Source organism: Bradyrhizobium sp. BTAi1 (genome assembly GCF_000015165.1).
Taxonomy (GTDB): domain Bacteria; phylum Pseudomonadota; class Alphaproteobacteria; order Rhizobiales; family Xanthobacteraceae; genus Bradyrhizobium; species Bradyrhizobium denitrificans.
The window spans coordinates 4,258,453-4,280,783 of record NC_009485.1 but is presented as its reverse complement, the minus strand read 5'-3'; the positions used below and the strand labels follow the sequence as shown (position 1 = coordinate 4,280,783).

18 protein-coding genes are annotated in these 22,331 nt (G+C 65.6%); 8 read left to right on the top strand and 10 right to left on the bottom strand.

The genetic code is table 11. From position 1 onward, the window contains the following. Positions 1–138: 138 nt before the first annotated feature. Positions 139–957 (top strand): hypothetical protein, encoded by an 819-nt coding sequence (locus tag BBTA_RS19110; protein WP_012044149.1) that lies wholly within the window; start codon positions 139–141, stop codon positions 955–957. 48 nt (positions 958–1,005) lie between these two features. Here BBTA_RS19110 and queC read toward each other — a convergent pair whose 3' ends face one another. Further along, positions 1,006–1,725 carry a 7-cyano-7-deazaguanine synthase QueC gene (queC, locus tag BBTA_RS19105; protein WP_041751522.1) on the bottom strand — a complete coding sequence of 240 codons (720 nt, stop codon included), beginning with the start codon at positions 1,723–1,725 and terminating at the stop codon, positions 1,006–1,008. A 130-nt stretch (positions 1,726–1,855) separates the two neighbouring features. On the opposite strand from queC, the gene mazG reads away from it, so the two are divergent. Continuing rightward, entirely contained in the window at positions 1,856–2,674 is an 819-nt protein-coding gene (gene mazG, locus BBTA_RS19100) for a nucleoside triphosphate pyrophosphohydrolase (RefSeq protein WP_012044146.1), read from the top strand. Between the two features lie 21 nt (positions 2,675–2,695). Here mazG and BBTA_RS19095 read toward each other — a convergent pair whose 3' ends face one another. After that, entirely contained in the window at positions 2,696–3,598 is a 903-nt protein-coding gene (locus BBTA_RS19095; protein ID WP_012044145.1) for a LysR family transcriptional regulator, read from the bottom strand. 133 nt (positions 3,599–3,731) lie between these two features. Between BBTA_RS19095 and BBTA_RS19090 the strand changes: the two genes are divergently transcribed. From BBTA_RS19090 to BBTA_RS19080, 3 genes are read left to right on the top strand one after another with little or no spacing between them, the layout of a single operon-like run. Next, the gene (locus tag BBTA_RS19090; protein ID WP_041750756.1) at positions 3,732–5,105 is read left to right on the top strand and encodes an MFS transporter; all 1,374 of its coding nucleotides are present in this window, start codon (positions 3,732–3,734) and stop codon (positions 5,103–5,105) included. Positions 5,106–5,127: 22 nt separating this feature from the next. After that, positions 5,128–6,813, top strand: a complete 1,686-nt coding sequence (locus tag BBTA_RS19085; protein WP_041750755.1) for an FAD-dependent oxidoreductase — start codon at positions 5,128–5,130, stop codon at positions 6,811–6,813. Then, positions 6,728–8,563: a thiamine pyrophosphate-requiring protein gene (locus BBTA_RS19080; RefSeq protein WP_012044142.1), complete on the top strand. Its 1,836-nt coding sequence runs from the start codon at positions 6,728–6,730 to the stop codon at positions 8,561–8,563. The genes BBTA_RS19085 and BBTA_RS19080 overlap by 86 nt, the downstream gene beginning before the upstream one ends. Before the next feature lie 34 nt (positions 8,564–8,597). Here the strand turns inward: BBTA_RS19080 and hflX are convergent, their stop codons facing one another. The 7 genes from hflX to dusB all read right to left on the bottom strand — a co-directional run bounded on the left by hflX (position 8,598) and on the right by dusB (position 18,010). Then, positions 8,598–9,977, bottom strand: a complete 1,380-nt coding sequence (hflX, locus tag BBTA_RS19075) for a GTPase HflX (protein ID WP_012044141.1) — start codon at positions 9,975–9,977, stop codon at positions 8,598–8,600. Between the two features lie 11 nt (positions 9,978–9,988). Beyond that, on the bottom strand, positions 9,989–10,237 hold the full coding sequence (gene hfq / locus BBTA_RS19070; RefSeq protein WP_006613906.1) for an RNA chaperone Hfq: 249 nt from the start codon (positions 10,235–10,237) through the stop codon (positions 9,989–9,991). Between the two features lie 271 nt (positions 10,238–10,508). Further along, complete coding sequence (locus tag BBTA_RS19065) at positions 10,509–11,879, bottom strand: sigma-54 dependent transcriptional regulator (RefSeq protein WP_012044140.1); 1,371 nt, start codon at positions 11,877–11,879, stop codon at positions 10,509–10,511. Positions 11,880–11,895: 16 nt separating this feature from the next. Next, entirely contained in the window at positions 11,896–14,250 is a 2,355-nt protein-coding gene (locus tag BBTA_RS19060) for a PAS domain-containing sensor histidine kinase (protein WP_012044139.1), read from the bottom strand. 170 nt (positions 14,251–14,420) lie between these two features. Continuing rightward, a complete protein-coding gene (ntrC, locus tag BBTA_RS19055) occupies positions 14,421–15,863 on the bottom strand; it encodes a nitrogen regulation protein NR(I) (RefSeq protein WP_012044138.1) in 1,443 nt (480 codons plus the stop codon). 9 nt (positions 15,864–15,872) lie between these two features. After that, complete coding sequence (locus BBTA_RS19050; protein WP_012044137.1) at positions 15,873–17,060, bottom strand: nitrogen regulation protein NR(II); 1,188 nt, start codon at positions 17,058–17,060, stop codon at positions 15,873–15,875. Further along, complete coding sequence (gene dusB, locus BBTA_RS19045) at positions 17,057–18,010, bottom strand: tRNA dihydrouridine synthase DusB (protein WP_012044136.1); 954 nt, start codon at positions 18,008–18,010, stop codon at positions 17,057–17,059. The genes BBTA_RS19050 and dusB overlap by 4 nt, the downstream gene beginning before the upstream one ends. 468 nt (positions 18,011–18,478) lie before the next feature. On the opposite strand from dusB, the gene BBTA_RS19040 reads away from it, so the two are divergent. The 3 genes from BBTA_RS19040 to BBTA_RS19030 all read left to right on the top strand — a co-directional run bounded on the left by BBTA_RS19040 (position 18,479) and on the right by BBTA_RS19030 (position 21,773). Continuing rightward, a complete protein-coding gene (locus tag BBTA_RS19040; protein WP_012044135.1) occupies positions 18,479–19,660 on the top strand; it encodes a bifunctional 2-C-methyl-D-erythritol 4-phosphate cytidylyltransferase/2-C-methyl-D-erythritol 2,4-cyclodiphosphate synthase in 1,182 nt (393 codons plus the stop codon). Between the two features lie 353 nt (positions 19,661–20,013). Then, positions 20,014–20,625, top strand: coding sequence for a CinA family protein (locus BBTA_RS19035; RefSeq protein WP_012044134.1), 612 nt, complete (start codon positions 20,014–20,016; stop codon positions 20,623–20,625). A 179-nt stretch (positions 20,626–20,804) separates the two neighbouring features. Next, positions 20,805–21,773 carry a prolyl oligopeptidase family serine peptidase gene (locus tag BBTA_RS19030; protein WP_041751520.1) on the top strand — a complete coding sequence of 323 codons (969 nt, stop codon included), beginning with the start codon at positions 20,805–20,807 and terminating at the stop codon, positions 21,771–21,773. Positions 21,774–21,787: 14 nt separating this feature from the next. On the opposite strand, the gene BBTA_RS19025 is transcribed toward BBTA_RS19030, so the two are convergent. Next, positions 21,788–22,129, bottom strand: coding sequence for a DUF1127 domain-containing protein (locus BBTA_RS19025; protein WP_041750754.1), 342 nt, complete (start codon positions 22,127–22,129; stop codon positions 21,788–21,790). Positions 22,130–22,331 lie beyond the last annotated feature (202 nt).

Sequence of the window (22,331 nt, the reverse complement as noted above, 5' to 3'; positions counted from 1 at the left end):
TTTGCGAGGCATTCGATGATCCCGTCTTAACGGGCAGGTATTCATGATGCGAAGAGCCGTATTTGTTCGAAATTGAACGTTCATCAGTGTGCCCATAGCGTCCCGCATGCTTTCTGAGGAAGTTGAGGGGACGTCGTAATGCCTGCGCCTGAGTCTTTCGCTTCTATCGTCGACACGCTCGCCGGCGTGCGTCGGGACTATCACGAGAAGCTCAAATCGATCCCGCAATATGAGGCCTTCCTGCTGATCGAGAGCTCGACCGAGAAGGCCGCCGGCGCGCTGCACGGCACCGAGGCCTCAGGCTCCAGCATTGCCGCCGACGTGATCGACTCGCTGCAATATGCGCGCAACCGTTTCGAGCAGCACATGACCTCGATTCCGGAATACCGCGTGCTGATGGCCATCGACAAGGTGATCAAGGAGATCTCGCAGCATCTCGGACTGGCCACCAATGATGACGCGGCAGCCGAACCGAGCAGCGCGGCGGAATCGGAGTCACAAGCGCCGGAGACCGCGGCAGTCGCGCCCAGCGCACAAGCCGATGACGCCGAACTGGAGGCTCCGGCAGAAGAGCTCGCTTCCGCCGAGCCGGACATCGAGACCGCATCGGTGAGCGACGCGGACGCGGCCGTCGAGGCTGAGGTCGCGGATGAAGACGTCGCCGAGCCGGAAGAAGCTGGCGCACCGGCGCTGCGCGTCGTCGAAGCGGCCGTCGAGTCGCCCTCGATCGTTCCCGTCGATCATGACGCCGAGGCCGTCCATGACGATGACATCATCGTGCTCAACGCGCCGGCCTGGGAAAAGGCCGGCCGCGACGGCAATGACGACATCACGGCACGTCTCGCCGCGAAGGCCGCGTCCGCTGCTGCGAACGATGTCGACGATGGTCACGACGTTGCAGACAACGATCTCGTCATCGTCAGCCAGCGCGAGCCGTCGGACCACGAGGCAGCCTGAGTTCAACCGCCAATCACGCCTACGCTGGGCCTCCTGGCCCGCGTCGGGTCAGGACTGTGCGCTCCCTGCGATGTATTCGTGCCATCCTCTGGCGCGCAGATCGCAAGCGGGGCACGCACCGCAGCCATAGCCCCAATCGTGGCGCGCACCTCGCTCACCGAGATAGCAGGTGTGTGACTGATCCCGGATCAGGTCGACCAGATCTCTTCCGCCGAGATCATAGGCCAGCTGCCATGTCGCCGCCTTGGAGAGCCACATCAACGGCGTGTGCAGCTCGAAGGGGCGCGCCATGCCGAGGCTGAGCGCACCCTGCAGCGCCTTGATGGTCTCGTCGCGGCAGTCGGGATAGCCGGAATAATCCGTCTCGCACATGCCGCCGACAATGTGGCTGATGCCGCGCCGATAGGCCAAGGCGGCGGCGAAGGTCAGGAACACCAGGTTGCGGCCTGGGACGAACGTATTGGGCAGGCCATCGGCGCCCATCTCGATCGCGACATCGCGCGTCAGCGCGGTCTCGGAGATCGCGGACAGCGTTGGAATCTCCAGCGTGTGACCATCGCCGAGCTTACCGGCCCATTCCGGCCGCAGCTGCGCAAGTCCGTCCAGCAGACGGGCCCGGCAATCGAGCTCGATCGCATGGCGCTGACCGTAATCGAAGCCGATCGTCTCGATGCGTGCGAAGCGGTCGAGCGCCCAGGCCAGGCAGGTCGTGGAATCCTGCCCGCCCGAGAACAGCACCAGGGCCGTCATGTCATGCGTGTCGCTCATCTGCATCGCTTAGCACCATCGCCTGGTGCGGCCAACCCGCTGTCCTGCGGCGTTGCATCGCCTTTTCGCTGGGAGCTGCGGAAGGGTTGAGGCATACAGGAGCGGAACGACAGCTGCTTCAGGACCTGCCATGCCCCCTTCCCGCGACATCTCACGCCTGATCGAGATCATGGCGGCGCTGCGCACCCCCGTGACCGGCTGTCCATGGGACGTCGAGCAGACCTTCCAGACGATCGCACCCTACACGATCGAGGAAGCCTATGAGGTGGCGGACGCGATCACGCGCAACGATCTCGACGACCTCCGCGAGGAGCTCGGCGACCTGCTGCTGCAGGTGGTCTATCACGCCCGCATCGCCGAGGAGCAAGGCGCGTTCGCGTTCGGCGACGTCGTCGAGGGCATCACCAAGAAGATGATCCGCCGCCATCCGCATGTCTTCCCGGACAAGGATGGCAACGTCACCCAACCGACCAAAGGCACCTGGGACCGCATCAAGGCCGAGGAGAAGGCCGAGCGCGCCGCGCGTCGGCCGCCCGAGGAGCAGACCGGCAAGGCCTCGCTGCTGTCGGGCATCAAGGCCGGACAGCCGGCGTTGGTGCGGGCGATGGAGCTGCAGCGCAAGGCGGCGACCGTCGGATTCGACTGGAAGGATCCGCGCGCCGTGCTGCAGAAGATCCGCGAGGAGGCCGACGAGATCGAGGCCGCGCTCGACAAGAGAGATGCGACGGAGCTGAGCGCAGAGACCGGTGATCTCCTGTTCGCCCTGGTCAATCTCGCCCGTCATGCCGACGTCGATCCCGAGACCGCCTTGCGGGGCACCAACGCCAAGTTCGAACGCCGCTTCGCCTTTATCGAGCAGGCACTGGCCGCGAACGGCCGCACGCTGGAGGAAGCCTCGCTCGACGAGATGGACGAGCTGTGGAACGAGGCGAAGCGCCTGGAGACCTAGCGCCGCCGCTCCGCGGCGGCATCAGCCAGCCTTGTTCGAGAGGAGGTCTTTTGCGATCTCCACAAAGCGCTGTGCGGCCGGCGACAATCCAAAGTCGGCGCGGCTCAGCAAGGAGACGTGTCGATAGATCGTCGGCTGCGACAGGGGGACGGCGGCCAGCGTCGGGAATTGTGCCTTCGGCAGCATGTGCCCGGGCAGGATGCTGATGCCAGCCCCTTCGGCAGTGAGCGCCAGCGCGGTCGTGATCAGCGACACTTCCCACGCAGGCTTCAGCGCTCGCCCGGTCTGTGCCAGCGCCTCGTCGATCTGACGGCGGATTCGCGTGCCATGGCGCATCATGATCACGTCCGCGCTCATGATGCCGTCCCATGTCAGACGACGTTGCTGTTCGAACTCGCCATCCTTGATCCCGATGGCCGACAGCGGACTTCGCATCAGCGTTTCGACACGCGCCTCCGGCACCCCCTCGTCCTCGACGCTGCCGAGGCCGAATTCGGCACGCCCATCCATCACGACAGCGAGCAGTTCGTCGGGCGCGACGTCGAGCAGATCGATGCTGACCTCCGGATGGCGCGAGCGAAACGTCGAAAACACCCGGGGCAGCAGCGCCGAAGCGACGCCGGCTGATACGGCGATGGAAATCCGCCCGGCCTTGATCTCGGCAAGATCGCGCATCCTGCGCGACAATCCCTGCGCCCCCGCCAGGATGCGCTCGGCAGCCATGATCGCTTCCCGGCACGCTGCCGTCGGATGCAGGGCGCGCGTCGTCCGGTCGAACAGCTTGAGCTGAAAATTCTCCTCGATCTGCCGGATCAGCAGGCTGATGGCCGATTGCGTGACGCGCATTTCGGCGGCGGCCTTGGTGATGCTGCCGAGCCGATACACCAGGACCAGCGCCTCCAATTGCCGCAGGCTCGGGGGCATTAGCTTTCCTCATGAATGAATGAGAATTTTGTGGCTAATCGAAAGAGTTTGATCATGCAACATATTTGCAAAACCGCCTGTGCCGCGACGGGCGGGACGGTTGCAACAACAACGCAAAACGGGGGAGGAACACTTGACGCAAGGGATCAATCTCACGCGCTACGTCGACGAACGACCGCTGTCGGCATTTCAGATTCGTGTCGTCTGCCTGTGCGCGCTCGTGGTCGGGCTCGACGGCTTCGATGCCCAGGCGCTCGGCTTCGTCGCGCCCGCGCTCAGCAAGGACCTGCATCTCGCGCCGGGCGCGCTCGGTCCGGTGTTTGGCGCATCCCTGTTCGGCGTGATGATCGGCTCCTTGGTGTTCGGCGCCCTCGCCGACTATCTCGGGCGCAAATGGCTGGTGATCGCCGGCGTTCTCGTCTTCGCGCTCGGCTCGCTGGCGACGACCCAGGCGACCAGCGTGTCCGACCTCGTCATGATCAGGTTCGTCACCGGCATCGGGCTCGGCGGCGTCCTGCCCAATACGATCGCCCTGACCGGCGAGTATTCGCCGCAGCGTCGCCGGACCCTGTTGATCATGCTGATGTTCATGACGGTGTCGCTGGGGTCGGCGATCGGCGGCGCGGTGGCGGCCCGGCTCATCACCGCCTATGGCTGGCAGGTCATCTTCCTGATCGGCGGCGCTCTGCCACTCATTCTTTGTCCGATCCTGATCATCTGGCTTCCGGAATCGTTGTCGCTGCTCGCGCTCGACACCAGCAAGAGCGATCGCGTGCGCACCTTGCTGATGCGCATCGATCCGTCGGCAATGCTCCCCGCCGATGCGCGTTTCACAATCGTCGAAGAGAGCGGCAAGGGTTTTCTCCTGCCGCAGCTGTTCACCAAGCGGCGGCTGCTGCCGACCCTGCTGCTCTGGATCATGTTCTTCATGAACATGATGGACATCTATTTCCTCAACAGCTGGCTGCCGACGTTGACGCATGGTGTCGGGCTCGACGTCCAGGCGGCGATCGCCGTCGGCATCGCGTTCCAGCTCGGTGGGATGCTGGGCACGATCGGACTCGGCCTGCTGATCGAACGGTTCGGCTTCGATCGCGTGCTGTTCGCGACCTACGTCGCGGGCTTCCTCTCGATCGTCACCATTGGCATCGCGGGCGCATCATTGCCGATCCTCGTGCCAGCCGTCTTCATCGCCGGCGTGGCGGTGATCGGCGGACAGATCGGCTGCAACGCCTATGCCGCGCGCATCTACCCCACCTACATCCGCGGCACCGGCATCGGCTGGGCGCTGGGCATCGGCCGCTTTGGCTCCATCCTCGGCGTCACCCTGGGCGGCTTGATGCTCGCCGCGCATTGGGATGTTGCCGCGCTGTTCCAGGCCAGCGCGGTGCCGCAGCTGTGTTCGGCGCTGGTGATCCTCGGCCTCGCCCTTCTCGGCATGCGCGGCCGTCTTCCATCCTCCGACGACGCGCAACCGGGTGTGCTCTCCACACCTGAGCGGGCCTAGATCCAAAGCAAGAGAGACTGACATGAAGACGATTCAAACCCAGGTCCTCATCGTGGGCGCCGGTCCGGTCGGACTGACCGCCGCCATGGACCTTGCCTCGCGCGGCATCGACGTCGTGGTCGCCGAAATCAGGCGCGCCGGCGAGCCGCCCAACGTCAAATGCAACCACGTTTCCGCGCGTTCGATGGAAGTGTTCCGCCGTCTCGGCATCGTCCGGGAGGTCCGGGAGGGCGGCCTGCCGGCCGACTTTCCGAACGACTGTGCCTATCGCACCGCGGTCGTCGGCCGCGAACTGACGCGCATTCCGATCCCATCCCGCCAGGACCGCTACACGGCGACGGGAGGACCGGACACCGATTGGCCGACGCCGGAGCCGCCCCACCGCATCAACCAGATCTATCTCGAGCCCATCCTGTTCGCCTGTGCGCAGGCGCAACGCGAGATCCGAATTCTCAACCGGGTCCAGCTCGATCATTTCGACCAGCGCGACGACGGCGTGATCGCGCGGGCGCGCGATCTGGACGCCGATCAGGAGATCGTCATCGCCGCCGATTATCTGATCGGCTGCGATGGCGGCCGCTCCACCGTGCGCAAGCTGATCGGCTCACGCCTCAGCGGCACCGACGTGGTGCAGCGGGTGCAGTCGACCTACATTCACGCCCCGGCGCTCAAGGAGCTGATCACCCAGAAGCCGGCGTGGATGACGATGTCGCTCAATCCGCGCCGCTGCGGCACCACGGTCGCGATCGATGGCCGCGACAACTGGCTGATCCACAACCATCTCGCGGCGGAAGAGGTCGAGTTCGACAGCGTCGATCGCGATTGGGCGCTGCGCACCATTCTTGGCGTCGACGACCGCTTCCAGTATGAGATCATCAGCAAGGAGGACTGGATCGGCCGCCGCCTGGTCGCCGACCGCTTCCGGGATCGCCGCGCCTTCATCTGCGGCGATGCTGCACATCTGTGGATTCCCTATGCCGGCTACGGCATGAATGCCGGCATCGCCGATGCGGTCGATCTGTGCTGGATGCTCGCCGGCGTCATCAGCGGCTGGGCCAGCCCTGCCCTGCTCGACGCCTATGAAGCGGAGCGGCAGCCGATCACCGAGCAGGTCTCGCATTTCGCGATGAACCACGCGCTCGCCGTCATGAGCCAGAGACGCTCCGTGCCGGCCGAAGTCGAGATCGATGGTCCGGTCGGCGACGCGGCGCGCAGCAAGGTCGGCCAGGCCGCCTATGATCTCAACGTGCAGCAATATTGCTGCGCCGGCTTGAACTTCGGCTACTACTACGACCGGTCACCGGCGATCTGCTACGACGGCGAAACGCCGCCGCCCTACGGCATGGGTCATTTCACCGCGTCGACGGCACCGGGCGCCCGCGCACCCCATGTCTGGCTGCCCGATGGGCGCTCGCTGCTGGACGCGCTGGGGCCGGCCTACACGCTGGTCCGGTTCGACCTGGCCGTCGATGTCGCAGGCCTGGTCGATGCGGCCGCCCGCCACGGCGTCCCGCTGGCGCTGGTCGACGTCGATCGCGCCAGGGCCGGTTATGGCTTTGCGGAAAGTCTGCTCCTGATACGGCCGGATTCGCACATCGCCTGGCGCGGCATGACCGCACCGCATGCACCCGGACGCCTGTTCAATCGCCTGCGCGGCAATGCCAACGAACTGGGGACCACGCACCGTGACGAAGCTGCCCTTGCCTGATCCGCAGTCCCGCGCCACCACGCACCATCGCACCGCGCATTACTTCCTCGAAGCCCTCATCGATCTCGGCGTGGAGTACATCTTCGCCAATCTCGGCACCGATCATGTCTCGCTGATCGAGGAGATCGCGCGCTGGGACAGCGAAGGTCGACGGCACCCGGAGGTGATCCTGTGTCCTCATGAAGTGGTCGCGGTGCACATGGCGATGGGCTACGCGATGACGACCGGCCGCGGCCAGGCCGTCTTCGTTCACGTCGATGCCGGCACCGCGAATGCCTGCATGGCCATTCAGAATGCGTTCCGCTATCGGCTGCCGGTGCTGCTGATTGCGGGACGAGCCCCGTTCGCGATCCATGGCGAATTGCCGGGCGGACGCGACACCTATGTTCACTTCGTGCAGGACAGCTTCGACCAGGGCAGCATCGTGCGTCCCTACGTGAAGTGGGAGTACACGCTGCCCTCGGGCGTGGTCGTCAAGGAGGCGCTGACCCGCGCCGCCGCGTTCATGCACAGCGACCCGCCCGGGCCGGTCTCCATGATGCTGCCGCGCGAAGTGCTTGCCGAAGCCTGGGACGACGATGCGATGCCGGCCTACCCGCCCGCGCGCTATGGCAGCGTCAGGGCCGGAGGCGTGGATCCGGAGCGCGCTCAGGCGATCGCTGACGCGCTCATGACTGCGGAGAACCCTATCGCCTTGACCGCCTATTTGGGCCGCAGCGCCGAAGCCGTTTCGGTACTGGATCGACTGGCGCTCGTCTGCGGCATTCGGGTCGTCGAGTTCAACCCCATCACGATGAACATCTGCCAGGACTCGCCCTGCTTCGCCGGCTCCGACCCGGCGGCGCTCGTCGCAGACGCCGACCTCGGTCTGCTTATAGACATCGACGTACCGTTCATTCCACAGCTGCTGAAGTCAGCCGATCGGTTGCGCTGGATCCAGATCGACATCGACGCCCTCAAGGCCGACATCCCGATGTGGGGATTTGCGACCGACCTTCGCATTCAGGGCGATTCCGCGGTCATCCTGCGCCAAGTGCTGGAGATCGTCATCGCCCGAGGCAACGATTCCTACATGCGGAAGGTGCGTGATCGGATCGCCAGCTGGAGGCCTGCGCGCGAGGCCGCACAGGCCAAGCGGATGGCGGCCGCTGCAAACAAGGGATCCCCCGGCGCAATCAACCCGGCCTATCTGTTCGCGCGGCTGCAGGCATTGCTGTCGGAGGACGACATCGTGGTCAACGAGGCTGTCCGCAACGCGCCGGTGCTGCAACAGCAGCTGCGCCGCACCAAGCCCATGACCTATGTGGGCCTCGCCGGCGGCGGGCTCGGCTTCAGCGGCGGCATGGCGCTCGGATTGAAGCTCGCCAATCCCTCGCACCGCGTGGTGCAGATCGTCGGCGACGGCGCCTTCCATTTCGCTGCCCCGGATTCGGTTTATGCCGTGTCGCAGCAGTACCGGTTGCCCATCTTCTCCGTGATCCTCGACAACAAGGGTTGGCAGGCGGTGAAGGCGTCGGTGCAACGCGTCTATCCGGACGGCGTCGCGCAGCAGACGGATTCGTTCCTGTCCCGGCTCGCCACCGGCCGCCAGGACGAGCAGCGGCGGCTTGTCGACATCGCCCGCGCCTTCGGCGCCCATGGCGAGCGGGTCGACGATCCTGATGAGCTCGATGCTGCCATCCGGAGCTGCCTTGCAGCCTTGGACGATGGCCGCGCCGCGGTGCTGCACGTCAACATCACGCCGTTGTAGCTGCATCTGCAGGGAGAGCAGAAAAAAGGGCAGCTCACGCGACCCTGGGCACGCCGTGATAGCGCTCGACGACGATATCGCGCTTGGTCGCATCCACACGCACCGTCATGTCGTAATGCCCCTCGTGCAGCTCCTTGCTCAGCACCTCGGCATTGCGATGGAGCCAGGAGATGCCGGCGCCGTCGGCGGCGTCGATGGTCAGATCGAGCGTGGTCCGGGCCGCGGCAAGCCGGTCCTCGATGGCCTGCAGCAGCGCGTCGACGCCCTCCCCGGTATGGGCAGACACCAGCAGGCATGGCCGCTCCGGCGGCCGGCGGCTCGCGATGTTGGCGAGGTTCTCGCGTGCCGCCTCGTCGAGCCGGTCGATCTTGTTCCAGACTTCGATGATGGTGTCGGTCGCTTCGGGATCGATGCCGAGCTGACCGAGCACCAGCTCGACATCATGCTGCTGCGCCTCGGCGTCCTCATGCGACATGTCGCGCACGTGCAGGATCACGTCGGCCTCCAGCACCTCCTCGAGCGTGGCGCGGAATGCCGCGACGAGCTGCGTCGGCAGATTCGAGATGAAGCCCACGGTGTCCGACAGCATCGCCTTGCCGCCATGGGGCAGCGTGATCGCCCGCAAGGTCGGATCGAGCGTTGCGAACAGCATGTCGGCGGCCTGCACGTCGGCGCGGGTGAGACGGTTGAACAGCGTCGACTTGCCCGCATTGGTGTAGCCGACCAGCGCCACCACGCGATACGGCACGCGCTGCCGTCCGGCGCGGTGCAGCCGCCGCGTCGCTTGGACCTTCTTCAGCTCGTTCTCGAGCCGGGTGATACGGTCGCCGATCAGCCGGCGGTCGGCCTCGATCTGGGTCTCGCCCGGACCGCCCATGAAGCCGAAACCGCCCCGCTGGCGTTCGAGATGGGTCCAGGACCGTACCAGGCGGCTGCGTTGATAGTTGAGATGCGCGAGCTCGACCTGCAGCGCGCCTTCCTTGGTCTTGGCGCGGCGGCCGAAGATCTCAAGGATCAGCCCGGTGCGATCGAGCACCTTGGTGTTCCAGGCCTTCTCCAGGTTGCGCTGCTGGATCGGCGACAGCGCGCAATCCATCACGACGAGCTCGGCCCCCTGCCCGGCGATCACGCCCGCGATCTCGTCAACCTTGCCTTTGCCGAGATAGGTCGCGGGGCGGATCTGTGCGATCGGCGCGAGGATCGCCTCCGTGACGGTGAGATCGATTGCTCGCGCCAGGCCGGCGGCCTCGTCGATTCGGGCTTCGAAATCACGCATGTCGGCGTGGCTCGCTTGCGCGCCATCGTCGCCGCGGCGCGCTCGCAAGTAAGGGCCGACCACGACGACCAGCCCGCTCCTCTTGTTGTCATCTGGCCTCGCGAGGCCGATGGTCCCTTCGCGATCGCGGGGTTCCAATCAGGTCACTCTCACGCAGAAGCGTCCTCGCCGCCCTCGAACAGCTGGATCGGCGCGCCGGGCATGATGGTGGAGATCGCATGCTTGTACACGAGCTGCGAGTGACCGTCGCGCCGGAGCAGCAGGCAGAAATTGTCGAACCATGTGACAATCCCCTGCAGTTTCACGCCATTGACCAGGAAGATCGTGAGCGGCGTCTTGGTTTTGCGAACATGGTTGAGAAAGGTGTCTTGAAGGTTCTGTGCGCGGTCTGCCGCCATCGTTGTTATCTCGCAGTCTTGTGCTTTTTCTTATTGATCCCATGACGCTCCGATTGCAGGTCTCGGAACCGCCGCGGTGGCCCATGATCCATTGAGATCCCCCTCGAGGGATCATGGGACGTTGGATTAGAAGACAGGCGAGCATATTAGGCAAGCCGAATGCAGGGAAACCGGTTCCAAAAGACCCGGATTCGTCCGTAAAACTTCGGGGCCGGACGAATTTTCCAACGTAAATTCGTCCCGCCCGGCAAGTTTGGCCGACCTGGAACCGTCAGCCCACCCCAAGGGCCTTGAGCTTGCGATGCAGCGCTGATCGCTCCATGCCCACGAACTCGGCAGTGCGCGAGATGTTGCCGGAGAACCGGCTGATCTGCGCAATCAGATAGTCGCGCTCGAACACTTCGCGCGCCTCACGCAGTGGAAGGCCCATAATGTGCTCGCCATTGTTGCTGGTGGGCATGGCCGGCACCATCGACCCCACATCCGGCGGCAGCATGTCGGCGGTGATGATCACCTCGGGCCCGCCGGCCGCGAGAATCATCACGCGCTCGACATTGTTGCGGAGCTGGCGGACATTGCCAGGCCAGACATGCGACTGCAGCACCGCCATCGCATCCTGGCCGATCTGCCGCTTCGGCAGTCCGGTCGTGACCGAAATCTGGTCCATGAAATAGTCGATCAGCTCGGGAATGTCCTCGCGCCGCTCGGACAGTGGCGGGACGCGGATCGGGACCACGGACAGGCGGTGATAGAGGTCCTCGCGGAAGCGGCCGGCGGCGATCTCCTCCTCGAGATTGCGCGCGGTCGACGAGATGATGCGCACATCGACGTGCACTTTGGTGGTGCCGCCCGCACGCTGGAAGGTCTGGTCGACCAACACGCGCAAGATCTTGTTCTGCGTCTCCCGCGGCATGTCGGCGATTTCGTCGACGAACAGCGTGCCGCCATGGGCTTCTTCGAGCGCGCCAGTCTTGCGTGACTGCTCGCCGTTGGACTGCTCGACGCCGAACAGCTCCTCCTCCATCCGCTCCGGCGTGATCGCCGCAGCGTTGATGACCACGAAGGGTCCCTCGGCGCGCGGCGATTGGGCATGCAGCGTGCGCGCGGCGAGCTCCTTGCCGGAGCCGGGCGGACCGACGATCAGAATGCGGCTGTTGGCCTTGGCGGCGCGCTCGATGGTCTGGCGCAATTGGTTCATCGACGGCGAGCGGCCGGTCATCGTGCTCGCGGTCGGTGCCAGCTGCTTCAGCTCGCGCACCTCGCGCTTGAGCCGCGACGTCTCCAGCGCGCGTGTCGCGACCAGGATCAGGCGGTCGGACTTGAACGGCTTCTCGATGAAGTCATAGGCGCCGCGCTTGATCGCGGCGACTGCGGTCTCGATGTTGCCGTGACCCGAGATCATCACGACCGGCAGGTCCGGATGATCCTTCTTGATCTGCTCCAGCAGCTGCAGGCCGTCGAGCTTGGAGCCCTGCAGCCAGATGTCGAGAAACACGAGGTTGGGTCGGCGGCCGGCGATCTCGGCCAGTGCCGAATCGCTGTCGCGAGCGGTTCGCGTCGTGAAGCCCTCGTCATCCAGGATGCCGGCTACCAGCTCCCGGATATCGGCTTCATCGTCGACAATCAGAATATCACTCGCCATGGTCACGCCTGTCTCGTCAGCCGCGTGTTGCGGCCTGGATTTTTGGTTCGCTATTGGTCGTTTCAACCGGGCCCGCGGTTTCCCCCGCGGACTCATTTGTTGGTGCGCCGTCGGTTGCGGCGATTGCAGCGGGCTGCTCCTTGGCACCCGCCTTGGCGGCCTGTCCCGACACGGCAAAGCGCAGCCGCATCCACGCGCCGCGCTGGCCAGGACGGAAATCGGCGGCGTCCTTCAGCTCCAGCCGGCCGCCGTGATCCTCCAACACACGACCGACGATCGCGAGGCCGAGGCCGGTGCCCTTTGCCCGTGTCGTGACATAGGGCTCGAGCAAACGCTGCCGTGCCACTTTCGGCAGGCCGATGCCGTTGTCGATCACGTCGATCGTCACATCGTCGCCCTCGCGCGACGCGACGACGTCGATGCGGCCCTTGCCCAGCTCCTCTTCCGGCACCACCTCGATCGCCTCGGTCGCGTTCTTGATGATGTTGGTCAGAGCCTGCGAGATCAGGCGCCGATCGAATTGCGCGCGCAGCGGGTCCTGCTTGATCTCGGTCTCGATATCGATCTCGGGATGCGCGACCTTCATCAGGAAGACGGCCTGGCGCACCGTGTCGGCGACGTCCTCGCCCTCCATCACCGGCTTCGGCATCCGGGCGAAACGCGAGAACTCATCGACCATTCGCCTGATGTCGTCGACCTGCCGCACGATCGTCTCGGTGCACTGCTCGAATACGGCCTTGTCCTCGGTGATGACCTTGCCGAATTTGCGGCGAATCCGTTCTGCGGAAAGCTGAATTGGCGTGAGCGGATTCTTGATCTCATGGGCGATGCGCCGCGCGACGTCGCCCCAGGCGGACGTGCGCTGCGCCGAGACGAGTTCGGTGATGTCGTCGAGCGTGATGATATAGCTGTCGCGGGCCTGATTGGTCTGCTCGGCGGTGACACGCACCGACAGGTTCCGCTCATGGCCGTCCCGCTGGATGGTGATCTGCCCCTGCACCAGGCGCTGCTTGCCCTCGCGCGCGGTCTTCATCATGTCGTCGAGCTCGGGCAGCACCTCCGACAGCGGATGATCGAGCACCTCCTGCTCCGCATGTCCGATCAGCTTCTCGGCCGAGCGGTTGAGGATGCCGACACTGCCCGAGGCATCGACGCCGATGATGCCGGCCGAGGCCGACGACAGCACCGCCTCGATGAAGCGGCGCCGGCTGTCGATCAGCTCGCTGGCGCTGACCAGTTCGTCGCGCTGCGTGCGCAGCTCCTGCGTCATCTTGTTGAAGGTCTGGCCGAGCTGGGCGAGATCGCCTTCCGAGCGGTGCACGGGAACCTGGACGTTGAGATCGCCGGTCGAGATCACATGCGCGGCATTCATCAGCTGGCGAATCGGGGCGACCAGCCAATTGGCGAAGTTCAGGCCGATCAGCACCGAGGCCATCAGAATGGTCAGCGCGATCACCGCGAACATCAATGCGAAGGCGACCTGGATGCCGAACCGCCGCGCCTCGACCTGGGCATATTCGGCGACCGACAGCTCGGTCTGTTTGAGCTGGTCGACGACCTGCGGATCGAGCGGGCGCGCGACATAGAGGAAGGTATCGTTGAAGGCGCGCAGCCTGATCACCGCTGCGACGTAGTTGGACTCCGGCAGAACCGCGATCTCCGGCTCCTGCTCGCCGACATTGTTCAGGAATTCGGGCGCCGGCGGCGAATAAGCCAGCTGCACACCGCCGGTCTCCGCCCACACGATCGGGTTGGTGTTCTTGTCGATGATCATCGCGCCCGGCAGGTTGCGCGAGGCGGCGCTGGCGGTCAGCAGCTCGCGGAAACTGGCGCGGTCCTGGTCGAACAGCGGCCGGGCCCGGGCGATGTCATTGGCCATGCCGAGAATGTCGCCGCGGATGAACTGCGCATGCTCCTGCATATAGGCGCGGGCGATGGTCAGCGAATTCTGGATCGCGACCTTGGCCGGCCCGGAAAACAGCCGATCCAGGCCGCGGTCGATGGTGACGTTGGCGACGACGGCGACCAGCACCGCCGGCAGCACGGCGATGACGGAGAACAGGCTGACGATCTGGACGTGCAGCCGCGCTGCCGCCCGGCCCCGTCGGCGGGCCTGCACGACCTGCCAGACCTCACGGATGATGATGCCGACCAGGATCAGGATCGTGCCGGCATCGATCAGATAGAAGGTTTTGACCACCTCGGTCGTCGGCTCGATCGGGCTCAAGCCCACCAGCACGATGAAGGTGAGGAAGCCTGAGGACAGCGCGACAGCCACCGCCACCGGCGCCAGCCAGGTGCGCCAGGTCCAGCGCCGCCCCTCAGGGGGCGAGGCATCGAAAGGGGTGGCCGAGGTGTCTGCGCTGGTCATTCCGGCAATTGGTGATGGTGGCACGTCCGAAGGAATCGGACTGATGCATTCCTACCACGCTGTTGCCAAATTGCGACAATTCCGCGGCGCACAGCCACGCCGCGGATTTGTCTACATAAATTCTCAAGTCCGGCGGTATCGCGGCCTGCCCGGAGGGCTATAATACCGCTCTAGCCGCCACTGCGGTAGACCTGGATATCGAGGTCGCGAATCTTCTTGCGCAGCGTATTGCGGTTCAGGCCAAGCAGATCGGCCGCGCGGATCTGATTGCCGCGGGTGGCCGCCAGGGCGGCCGTGAGCAGCGGGATCTCGATCTCCTTGAGAATGCGGTGATACAGGCCCGGCGGCGGCACGCCATTCGGGAAGCCCTGGAAGTGCGAGGACAGATAGGCCTCCACGGCGCCGCCGAGATTGTCGATCGAGGTCGGCGTGCTGGACCCGGTCGTGACCGCGGGCGGCGCCAGCTCGCCATCGATCACCGAGGCCGTGATGACGTCTTGCGGATACAGCGCGGCGAGGCGGCGGGCGAGATTTTCCAGTTCGCGGACATTGCCCGGCCAACGGTGCTGCTTGAGCCGCTCGAGCGCGGCGGCGTCGAGCTTCTTGGGCGGCAGCCCGTCCTTCTCGGCGAGCGCGAAGAAGTGCCGGACCAAGTCCGGCAGGTCCTCGATGCGCTCGCGCAACGGCGGCAGCCGCAGCGGTACGACGTTGAGGCGGAAGAACAGGTCCTCGCGGAACAGCCCCTGCTGGATCAGGATGCGCAGGTCCTTGTTGGAGGCCGCGACGATGCGCACATCGGTCTTGATCGGGGTGCGGCCGCCCACGGTGGTGTATTCGCCCTGCTGCAGCACGCGCAGAAGCCGCGTCTGCGCCTCCATCGGCATGTCGCCGATCTCGTCCAGGAACAGGGTGCCGCCCTCGGCCTGCTCGAAGCGCCCGGAGGCTCTCGTGTTGGCGCCGGTGAAGGCGCCGCGTTCATGGCCGAACAGCTCGGATTCGATCAGGTCGCGCGGGATCGCCGCCATGTTGACCGCGACGAACGGGCCGTTGCGGCGCTTGCCGTAGTCGTGCAGCGCGCGCGCCACCAGCTCCTTGCCGGTGCCGCTCTCGCCCGAGATCATCACGGTGAGGTCGGTCTGCATCAGACGCGCCAGCACGCGGTAGATTTCCTGCATCGCCGGCGAGCGGCCGACCAGCGGGATCGATTCGAACTCGTTGTCGTCGGGTTGGCTCGCCGCCCGCTCCTTCGGCTCCGCCAAGGCGCGGCCGACGATCGCGATCAGCTCCTTCAGGTCGAACGGCTTCGGCAGATATTCATAGGCGCCACGCTCCGAGGCCCGGATCGCGGTCATGAAGGTGTTCTGCGCGCTCATGACGATGACCGGCAGGTTGGGCCGCATCTTCTTGATCCGCGGCAGCAGGTCGAACGCGTTCTCGTCCGGCATCACCACGTCGGTGATGACGAGATCGCCCTCGCCCTGACTCACCCAGCGCCACAGGGTGGCGGCATTGCCGGTCAGCCGCACCTCATAGCCGGCGCGTGACAGCGCCTGGTTCAGGACCGTGCGGATGGCCGTATCGTCGTCGGCAACGAGAATGCTACCTGCAGGCATAGATGGTCCTCAATTTGATCCCTGTGAGGCATGCAACGGCGTTCCCGAAACGTCATCGCCATGGCTGTTCTTTGGGCTTTGGTCTGGTTGTTTGGTTGCGCTGTACATCGGCATCAGCACCCGGAAGGTCGTCTTGCGCGGCTGCGACTCGCATTCGATGATCCCGCCATGGTCGCCGATGATCTTCGCGACCAATGCAAGACCGAGGCCGCTTCCGGTCGGCTTGGTGGTCACGAACGGATCGAACAGATTGGGCATCAGGTCTTCCGGCACGCCGGGGCCGTTATCCTTGACGCAGAACTCCAGCGGCAGCGATACGCGGGACTTCTTGCCGGGCACCGACAGCCGCACGCCCGGGCGGAACGCGGTGGTGAGCTGGATCTCGGCGTCGGCGCCGAGGTCGACGACCGCTTCCGCGGCGTTCTTGACCAGGTTCAGGAACACCTGAATCAGCTGATCCTGATTGGCGAGCACCGGCGGCAGCGACGGATCGTAATCCTCGATGAAGCGGATGTTGCGGGCAAAGCCGGACTGCGCCAGCCGCTTCACGTGATCGAGCACGGAATGGATATTGACCGGTCCGCGCGCCACCGGCCGGTCGTCGCCGAACACCTCCATGCGGTCGACCAGCGTGACGATGCGATCGGCCTCGTCGCAGATCAGCCGCGTGAGCATGCGGTCCTCGGAGGAGGCCTGTTGCTCAAGGAGCTGCGCGGCGCCGCGGATGCCCGACAGTGGGTTCTTGATCTCATGCGCGAGCATCGCGGCCAGCGCGATCACCGAGCGCGCGGCGCTGCGATGGGTCAGTTGGCGGTCCATCTTGTCGGCGATGGTGCGCTCCTGCAGCATCACGACGATGGCGCCGGGCCGTTCGGGAAGCGGAGCGACATGCAGGTCGACGAGGCGGTCGGCGCCGGTCCGCGGCGTCCCCAGGTCGACCTTGTACTCGTTGACCGGCGCGCTCGTGGTGCGGACCTGATCGATCAGCGCCAGCAGCGGCGAGCCGAACGGCACCAGCTTCTTGAGCGATTGCCGCTGCAGAAACTGGGTCGAGGAATCGAAGAACGATTCGGCCGCCATGTTGGCGTCCATGATCATGCCATCCGGGCCGATGACGAGGACCGGATTCGGCAAGGCGTTGAGGATGGCGTCGCCATCCGATGGAAGTCGCTTGCGCTGTTCTGCGGCTGAGCTCATGCGGCTGCACTCCAGGCAAAATCGTCGAACGCGTCTCGCAGCGCCCCCTGCACCAGAGCCGGCTGCTCCGACGTCAGGATACGCTCGCGCCAGGCCTTCAGTTTTTCAGCCGGCGCCTTGGCGTGCCGGGCAGCCACGTCCAGCCCCCAGCTGAGATGTTTGCGGGCGTGGCGCAGGCCGACACGCTCGCCATAGTGGCGGCAGATCTCGTCATAGAGGGCCGTCAAATAAGCGAGCTGCTGTGACAGCGCGGGCGCGCCCTCTTCCGCGCCGCCGTCGAGCCGACGGCCGATCTGGCCGGGCAGCCAGGGCTGCCCCTGCGCGCCGCGGCCGATCATGACGGCGTCAGCGCCGGAGGCGTCGAGCGCCTCGCGCGCATCCTCGTAGCTCGTGATGTCGCCATTGACGACGACCGGCAGGTCGACCGCCTGCTTGACGGCGCGCACCGCGCTCCAATCGGCCTCGCCCTTGTAGAACTGCTGCCGCGTGCGGCCATGCACCGTGATCAACTGCACCCCGGCCGCTTCCGCGCGGCGCGCCAGCTCCGGCGCGTTGAGGCTACGCTCGTCCCAGCCGAGGCGCATCTTCAAGGTCACCGGCACGTCGACAGCCTCGACCGTGGCCTCGATCAGCGCGAGCGCATGATCCAGGTCGCGCATCAGGGCCGAGCCGGACTGGCCGCCGGTGACGTGGCGCGCCGGGCAGCCCATATTGATGTCGATGACATCGGCGCCGCCATCCTCGGCGACCTTGGCACCCTCGGCCATCCAATGCGCCTCGCAGCCGGCCAGCTGAACCACATGCGGCCCGACGCCGCTGGCTTCGCAGCGCAAGCGAGATATCCACCGCCCTCTGACGAGATCGTCGCTCGCGGTCATCTCGGAGACGACGAGCCCGGCGCCGAGATCGGCTGCGAGTCGGCGGAACGGCGCGTCGGTGATCCCCGACATCGGCGCAAGAAGAGCCCGGTTGGCGAGAGAAACCTCACCTATTCTCAAGGACTTGGCGGTAGGCTTTACCGGACCGGTCACGGACGACTCATGATCTCATCAGACGCACCATTGCGCCGCCCTGCACTTTCGAGCACAATTCTTGGGCAGTCAAGCGTCATGCCTACACTTTAGACAAAACCGTCAACGTTTCAAGTGCAGTGCAGCAAAATATGCTTGTTCGGCAGTCATGGTAAACCCTTGAGCCGCTGGATTTTTGCATGGCTGAAGGCCGCGCGCTCCTGTCCCTCCCCGCTCTGTGGCGGATCGGCGCAGCGGGCCCCGGAGCGACGGGTTCTGCGACTGCGTCGGACTCGCGGTCACGATGCAAGCAACGTGTGATCCCGCTCGCTTAACTTTCGCTGCAGATGTAAGAAGCCGCGAAATCCCTCACCCGATCTTCTTCATCAGCATCGATACCCTGTTCCCATGACGATTTCTCAGCGGACTGCAGCCATTCTCGTCGCGGCCGGACGCGGCCTGCGCGCCGGCACCGGCGGTCCGAAGCAATATCGCGCGATCGGCGGCCGCACCGTCATCCACCGCGCGCTCGCCGCCTTTTCGGAGCATCCTGACGTCGCCGTCGTGCAGCCGGTGGTGAACCCCGATGACATCGACGTCTTCAATGCCGCGGTCAGTGGCCTGCGCCACGAGGTGCCCGCGCATGGCGGCGCGACACGGCAGGCGTCAGTGCTCGCAGGCCTGGAAGCGCTGGTGCCGCACCGACCGGACATCGTGCTGATCCACGACGCCGCGCGCCCGTTCGTGACATCGGCCGTGATCTCGCGCGCGATCCAAGCGGCCGGCAAGACCGGCGCGGCCATTCCCGTCGTGCCCGTCACCGACACGATCAAGGAGGTCACGGCGAGCGGCGACATCATCGCGACACCGGAGCGCGCGAAGCTGCGCATCGCGCAGACGCCGCAGACCTTCAAATTCGAGGTCATCCTGGAGGCGCATCGGCGCGCCGCGCGCGACGGCCTCACCGAGTTCACAGATGATGCGGCGATCGCCGAATGGGCGGGATTGACCGTCGCGACGTTTGAGGGCGATGTTGCCAATATGAAGCTCACCACACCCGAAGATTTCGTGCGCGAGGAAGCGCGGCTCGCCGCTCAGCTCGGCGACATCAGGACCGGCACCGGCTACGACGTGCATGCCTTCGGCGAGGGCGACCATGTCTGGCTGTGCGGCCTGCGCGTGCCGCATAGCAAGGGCTTCCTGGCCCACTCCGACGGCGACGTCGGATTGCACGCCCTGGTTGACGCAATTTTGGGCGCCCTGGCCGATGGTGACATCGGCTCGCATTTCCCGCCCTCGGACATGAAGTGGAAGGGCGCCTCGTCCGATCAGTTCCTGAAATACGCGATCGAGCGGGTCACGGCGCGCGGCGGACGGGTGGCCAATCTCGAGGTGACGATGATCTGCGAACGGCCGAAGATCGGTCCCCTGCGCGACCAGATGCGCGCACGCATCGCCGAGATTTCGGGAGTCGATATCTCGCGCATCGCGGTGAAAGCCACCACCAGCGAGCGCCTCGGCTTCACCGGCCGCGAGGAAGGCATCGCCGCGACCGCAAGTGCGACGATCCGGCTGCCGTGGAGCGCATGACGCCGGCGGCGTCGAGAATGTGAGATCGAAGCGATCGATACGCGAGGGGACGTCGACCGCTAAGTTGAAATACGAGATCGAACTGATCTCTGGAAGTTGGAATCGAGCTATCACCGCGAGCGCGGTGCGCTCCCTCGCCCCGCCTGCGGGAAGAGGGTTGGGGTGAGGAGGACTCTCCACGAGCGCGGTGCGCGGAGAGTCCCCCTCACCCGGATTGCATCTTGCGATGCAATCCGGCCTCTCCCCGCGCGCGGGGGAGAGGCCGAGTTCGCGGCGCCATCTCGAACTCGTCAAAAGCCATCGCTTTGGTGGCGAATCCTGAAGTCTCGATCGGTATCGAGGGAACGCTGTTCATGGCGAGCGAACGTCAAATCGGCTCCACCAGCGCGCTGGCCCGCTCGCTGCTCGACCTCTGCCGGTCGCGCAAGCTGATGATCGCCACCGCCGAATCCTGCACCGGCGGCCTCGTCGCCGGCGCGCTGACCGAGATCCCCGGCTCCTCCGACGTCATCGACCGCGGCTTCGTCACCTATTCCAACGAGGCCAAGCGCGCGATGCTCGGCGTCGAAGCCTCGACGCTGCAGACCTTCGGCGCGGTGTCCAAGGAGACCGCGATCCAGATGGCGGTCGGCGCGCTGGAGCGGGCCGATGTCGACCTCGCAGTCGCCATCACCGGCATCGCCGGCCCCGGCGGCGCCACCCCCGGCAAGCCGGTCGGCCTGGTCCATTTCGCCGTCGCCGCCCGCGACGGCCGTATCACCCACCGCGAGCACCGCTTCGGCGCCATCGGCCGCAGCGCTGTGCGCACGCGCTCGGTCCTCGAGGCCCTGCGCCTGCTGATGGAGCTGGCGCGGCCGCAAGGAGCCGTGAAGCCGAAGCGCGCCGCCGCGACGCGGCTGCGCCCGCGCGTCGCGCGGGCGCCCCGGCTGCATCCGGTGAAGCGCCCGAGGCGACCGCAGACGTAAGCAATGTTGTCACGAATCTGTCCCGGCCCGTGTTGAACTTCGAGGAAAGCCTAGCGACAGACTTGGAGTTGAAACGCCCTGATGGCGGCGACAAGCTCGGCGGTCCGTTGCGCACGCCGTAAATTGTCAACACACCTTTGGCTGGGGCGCGCCGAGTCAAACGTCTGCAGGAGACCGTGGTGCTACGCATATTCGCTGCGCTTTCGTTCAGCCTCACAATTTTGTCCTCCTCCGCGAACGCCGCAGGGCTTCAGCTCCTCGACGCCGACCCGAAGCTCAAAGGCGCGATCTGGACGCCTTGCGCAAAGGCAGACGAGAGCGTACCGCTCGGCGGCCTTGCGATCACCGGCGAGAATTCCCTGCCCGGCGTCAAGGACTGCCCGATCAAGGGCACCAAGCTGCCGCTGATCGTGTTCTCGCATGGCCGCGGCGGCTGGTTCGGCCAGCATCACGATCTCAACGAGGCGCTGGCCGATGCCGGCTTCATCGTTGCCGCGATCAGCCATCCCGGCGACAGTTTTGGCGATGACGCAGCGCGCGAGAGCCTGTCGACCTGGGCGTCGCGTCCCGCCGACATCGTACGCCTGACGGATTTCATGCTGAACGACTGGAACGGCCGCACCGCGATCGATCCCGACAGGATCGGATTCTTCGGCTTCTCCAAGGGCGGCTATACCGGGCTGGTGCTGGCCGGCGCTGATCCGGACATGCAGCGGGTCGCCCAGTACTGTACCCAAGCGAACCCGTTTTGTACGCAGGTCCGCGGAGGCGACACTCCGACAAGCTGGACGCATGATGCGAGGATCAAAGCGGCCGTGCTCGCCGATACGGCGCCGTCGACGCCGTTCACGCAACCCAATCTGGCTGCGATCAAGATCCCGCTGCAGATCTGGCGATCCGAACTCGGGGGCAACGGCGCCGACCCGGGCGGGACCGCGCGGGTTGCTGACGCGCTTCCTGGCCATCCCGAGGTTCACACGGTCCCCGCAGCGCATTTCGCCTTCCTCGCGCCCTGCTCCGCGGAGTTGGCCGCCGCCGTGCCGCGCATCTGCGCCAATACGCCCGCCGATTTCGACCGCGCCGCATTTCATCGTTCGTTCGATGCCGAGGTCGTCAGGTTCTTCGTCGAGCATTTGGCCGGCAGATAGGCGCCGCGTTCGCTTCACGCCCGCCAGAACGGACGGCGGCACAGCCGGCGCGCCTCGTCGCGCGTGAGGCCGTAATCCGCCAGCACCTCGTCGGCGATCCAGGGTAGCTCCCGGGCGAAACGGTGACGCTCGCGCCAGCGCTTCCACCACAGCCGCAGCAACGGCGTGGGCTTCGATTCGGCGTGGCTTCGGTCAGGGACCGAGCGCACCAAGTAGTAGACGTTCGCGCCGGGCTTGGACGGAATCGGATGGCTCGGGGAGCGTCCGCGCCCGAAAAGAACCGGTGATCGCGAGGCGTCACGAAGTGTGCACGCCTCGATGGCGCTGATGCTCGGATCGTCGGTCGTGCTCGGCATATCGGGCTCCCCTGGAAACGAAGAACCTGCCGGCAACAAAAAAGCCGCCAGGTCCTGGCGGCTGTTCGGATCAGATGCTGCAAATCGTCAGATTGAGCGCGATCCTCCCGCCGCCAGCGAGCTACGGTGCGTGATGCGACCAAAACGATGAGTGGCGACGGTGATCATGGCCGGCTGTATAATCGATCCATCTGAGGTTGTC

What these genes read in the sequence shown, in the direction of transcription:
- BBTA_RS19110 (WP_012044149.1), top strand. Translation starts at nt 139, where the DNA reads ATGCCTGCGCCTGAGTCTTTCGCTTCTATCGTCGACACGCTCGCCGGC.
- queC (WP_041751522.1), bottom strand. Translation starts at nt 1,725, where the DNA reads ATGAGCGACACGCATGACATGACGGCCCTGGTGCTGTTCTCGGGCGGG.
- mazG (WP_012044146.1), top strand. Translation starts at nt 1,856, where the DNA reads ATGCCCCCTTCCCGCGACATCTCACGCCTGATCGAGATCATGGCGGCG.
- BBTA_RS19095 (WP_012044145.1), bottom strand. Translation starts at nt 3,598, where the DNA reads ATGCCCCCGAGCCTGCGGCAATTGGAGGCGCTGGTCCTGGTGTATCGG.
- BBTA_RS19085 (WP_041750755.1), top strand. Translation starts at nt 5,128, where the DNA reads ATGAAGACGATTCAAACCCAGGTCCTCATCGTGGGCGCCGGTCCGGTC.
- BBTA_RS19080 (WP_012044142.1), top strand. Translation starts at nt 6,728, where the DNA reads ATGCACCCGGACGCCTGTTCAATCGCCTGCGCGGCAATGCCAACGAAC.
- hfq (WP_006613906.1), bottom strand. Translation starts at nt 10,237, where the DNA reads ATGGCGGCAGACCGCGCACAGAACCTTCAAGACACCTTTCTCAACCAT.
- BBTA_RS19065 (WP_012044140.1), bottom strand. Translation starts at nt 11,879, where the DNA reads ATGGCGAGTGATATTCTGATTGTCGACGATGAAGCCGATATCCGGGAG.
- BBTA_RS19060 (WP_012044139.1), bottom strand. Translation starts at nt 14,250, where the DNA reads ATGACCAGCGCAGACACCTCGGCCACCCCTTTCGATGCCTCGCCCCCT.
- ntrC (WP_012044138.1), bottom strand. Translation starts at nt 15,863, where the DNA reads ATGCCTGCAGGTAGCATTCTCGTTGCCGACGACGATACGGCCATCCGC.
- BBTA_RS19050 (WP_012044137.1), bottom strand. Translation starts at nt 17,060, where the DNA reads ATGAGCTCAGCCGCAGAACAGCGCAAGCGACTTCCATCGGATGGCGAC.
- dusB (WP_012044136.1), bottom strand. Translation starts at nt 18,010, where the DNA reads ATGTCGGGGATCACCGACGCGCCGTTCCGCCGACTCGCAGCCGATCTC.
- BBTA_RS19040 (WP_012044135.1), top strand. Translation starts at nt 18,479, where the DNA reads ATGACGATTTCTCAGCGGACTGCAGCCATTCTCGTCGCGGCCGGACGC.
- BBTA_RS19035 (WP_012044134.1), top strand. Translation starts at nt 20,014, where the DNA reads ATGGCGAGCGAACGTCAAATCGGCTCCACCAGCGCGCTGGCCCGCTCG.
- BBTA_RS19025 (WP_041750754.1), bottom strand. Translation starts at nt 22,129, where the DNA reads ATGCCGAGCACGACCGACGATCCGAGCATCAGCGCCATCGAGGCGTGC.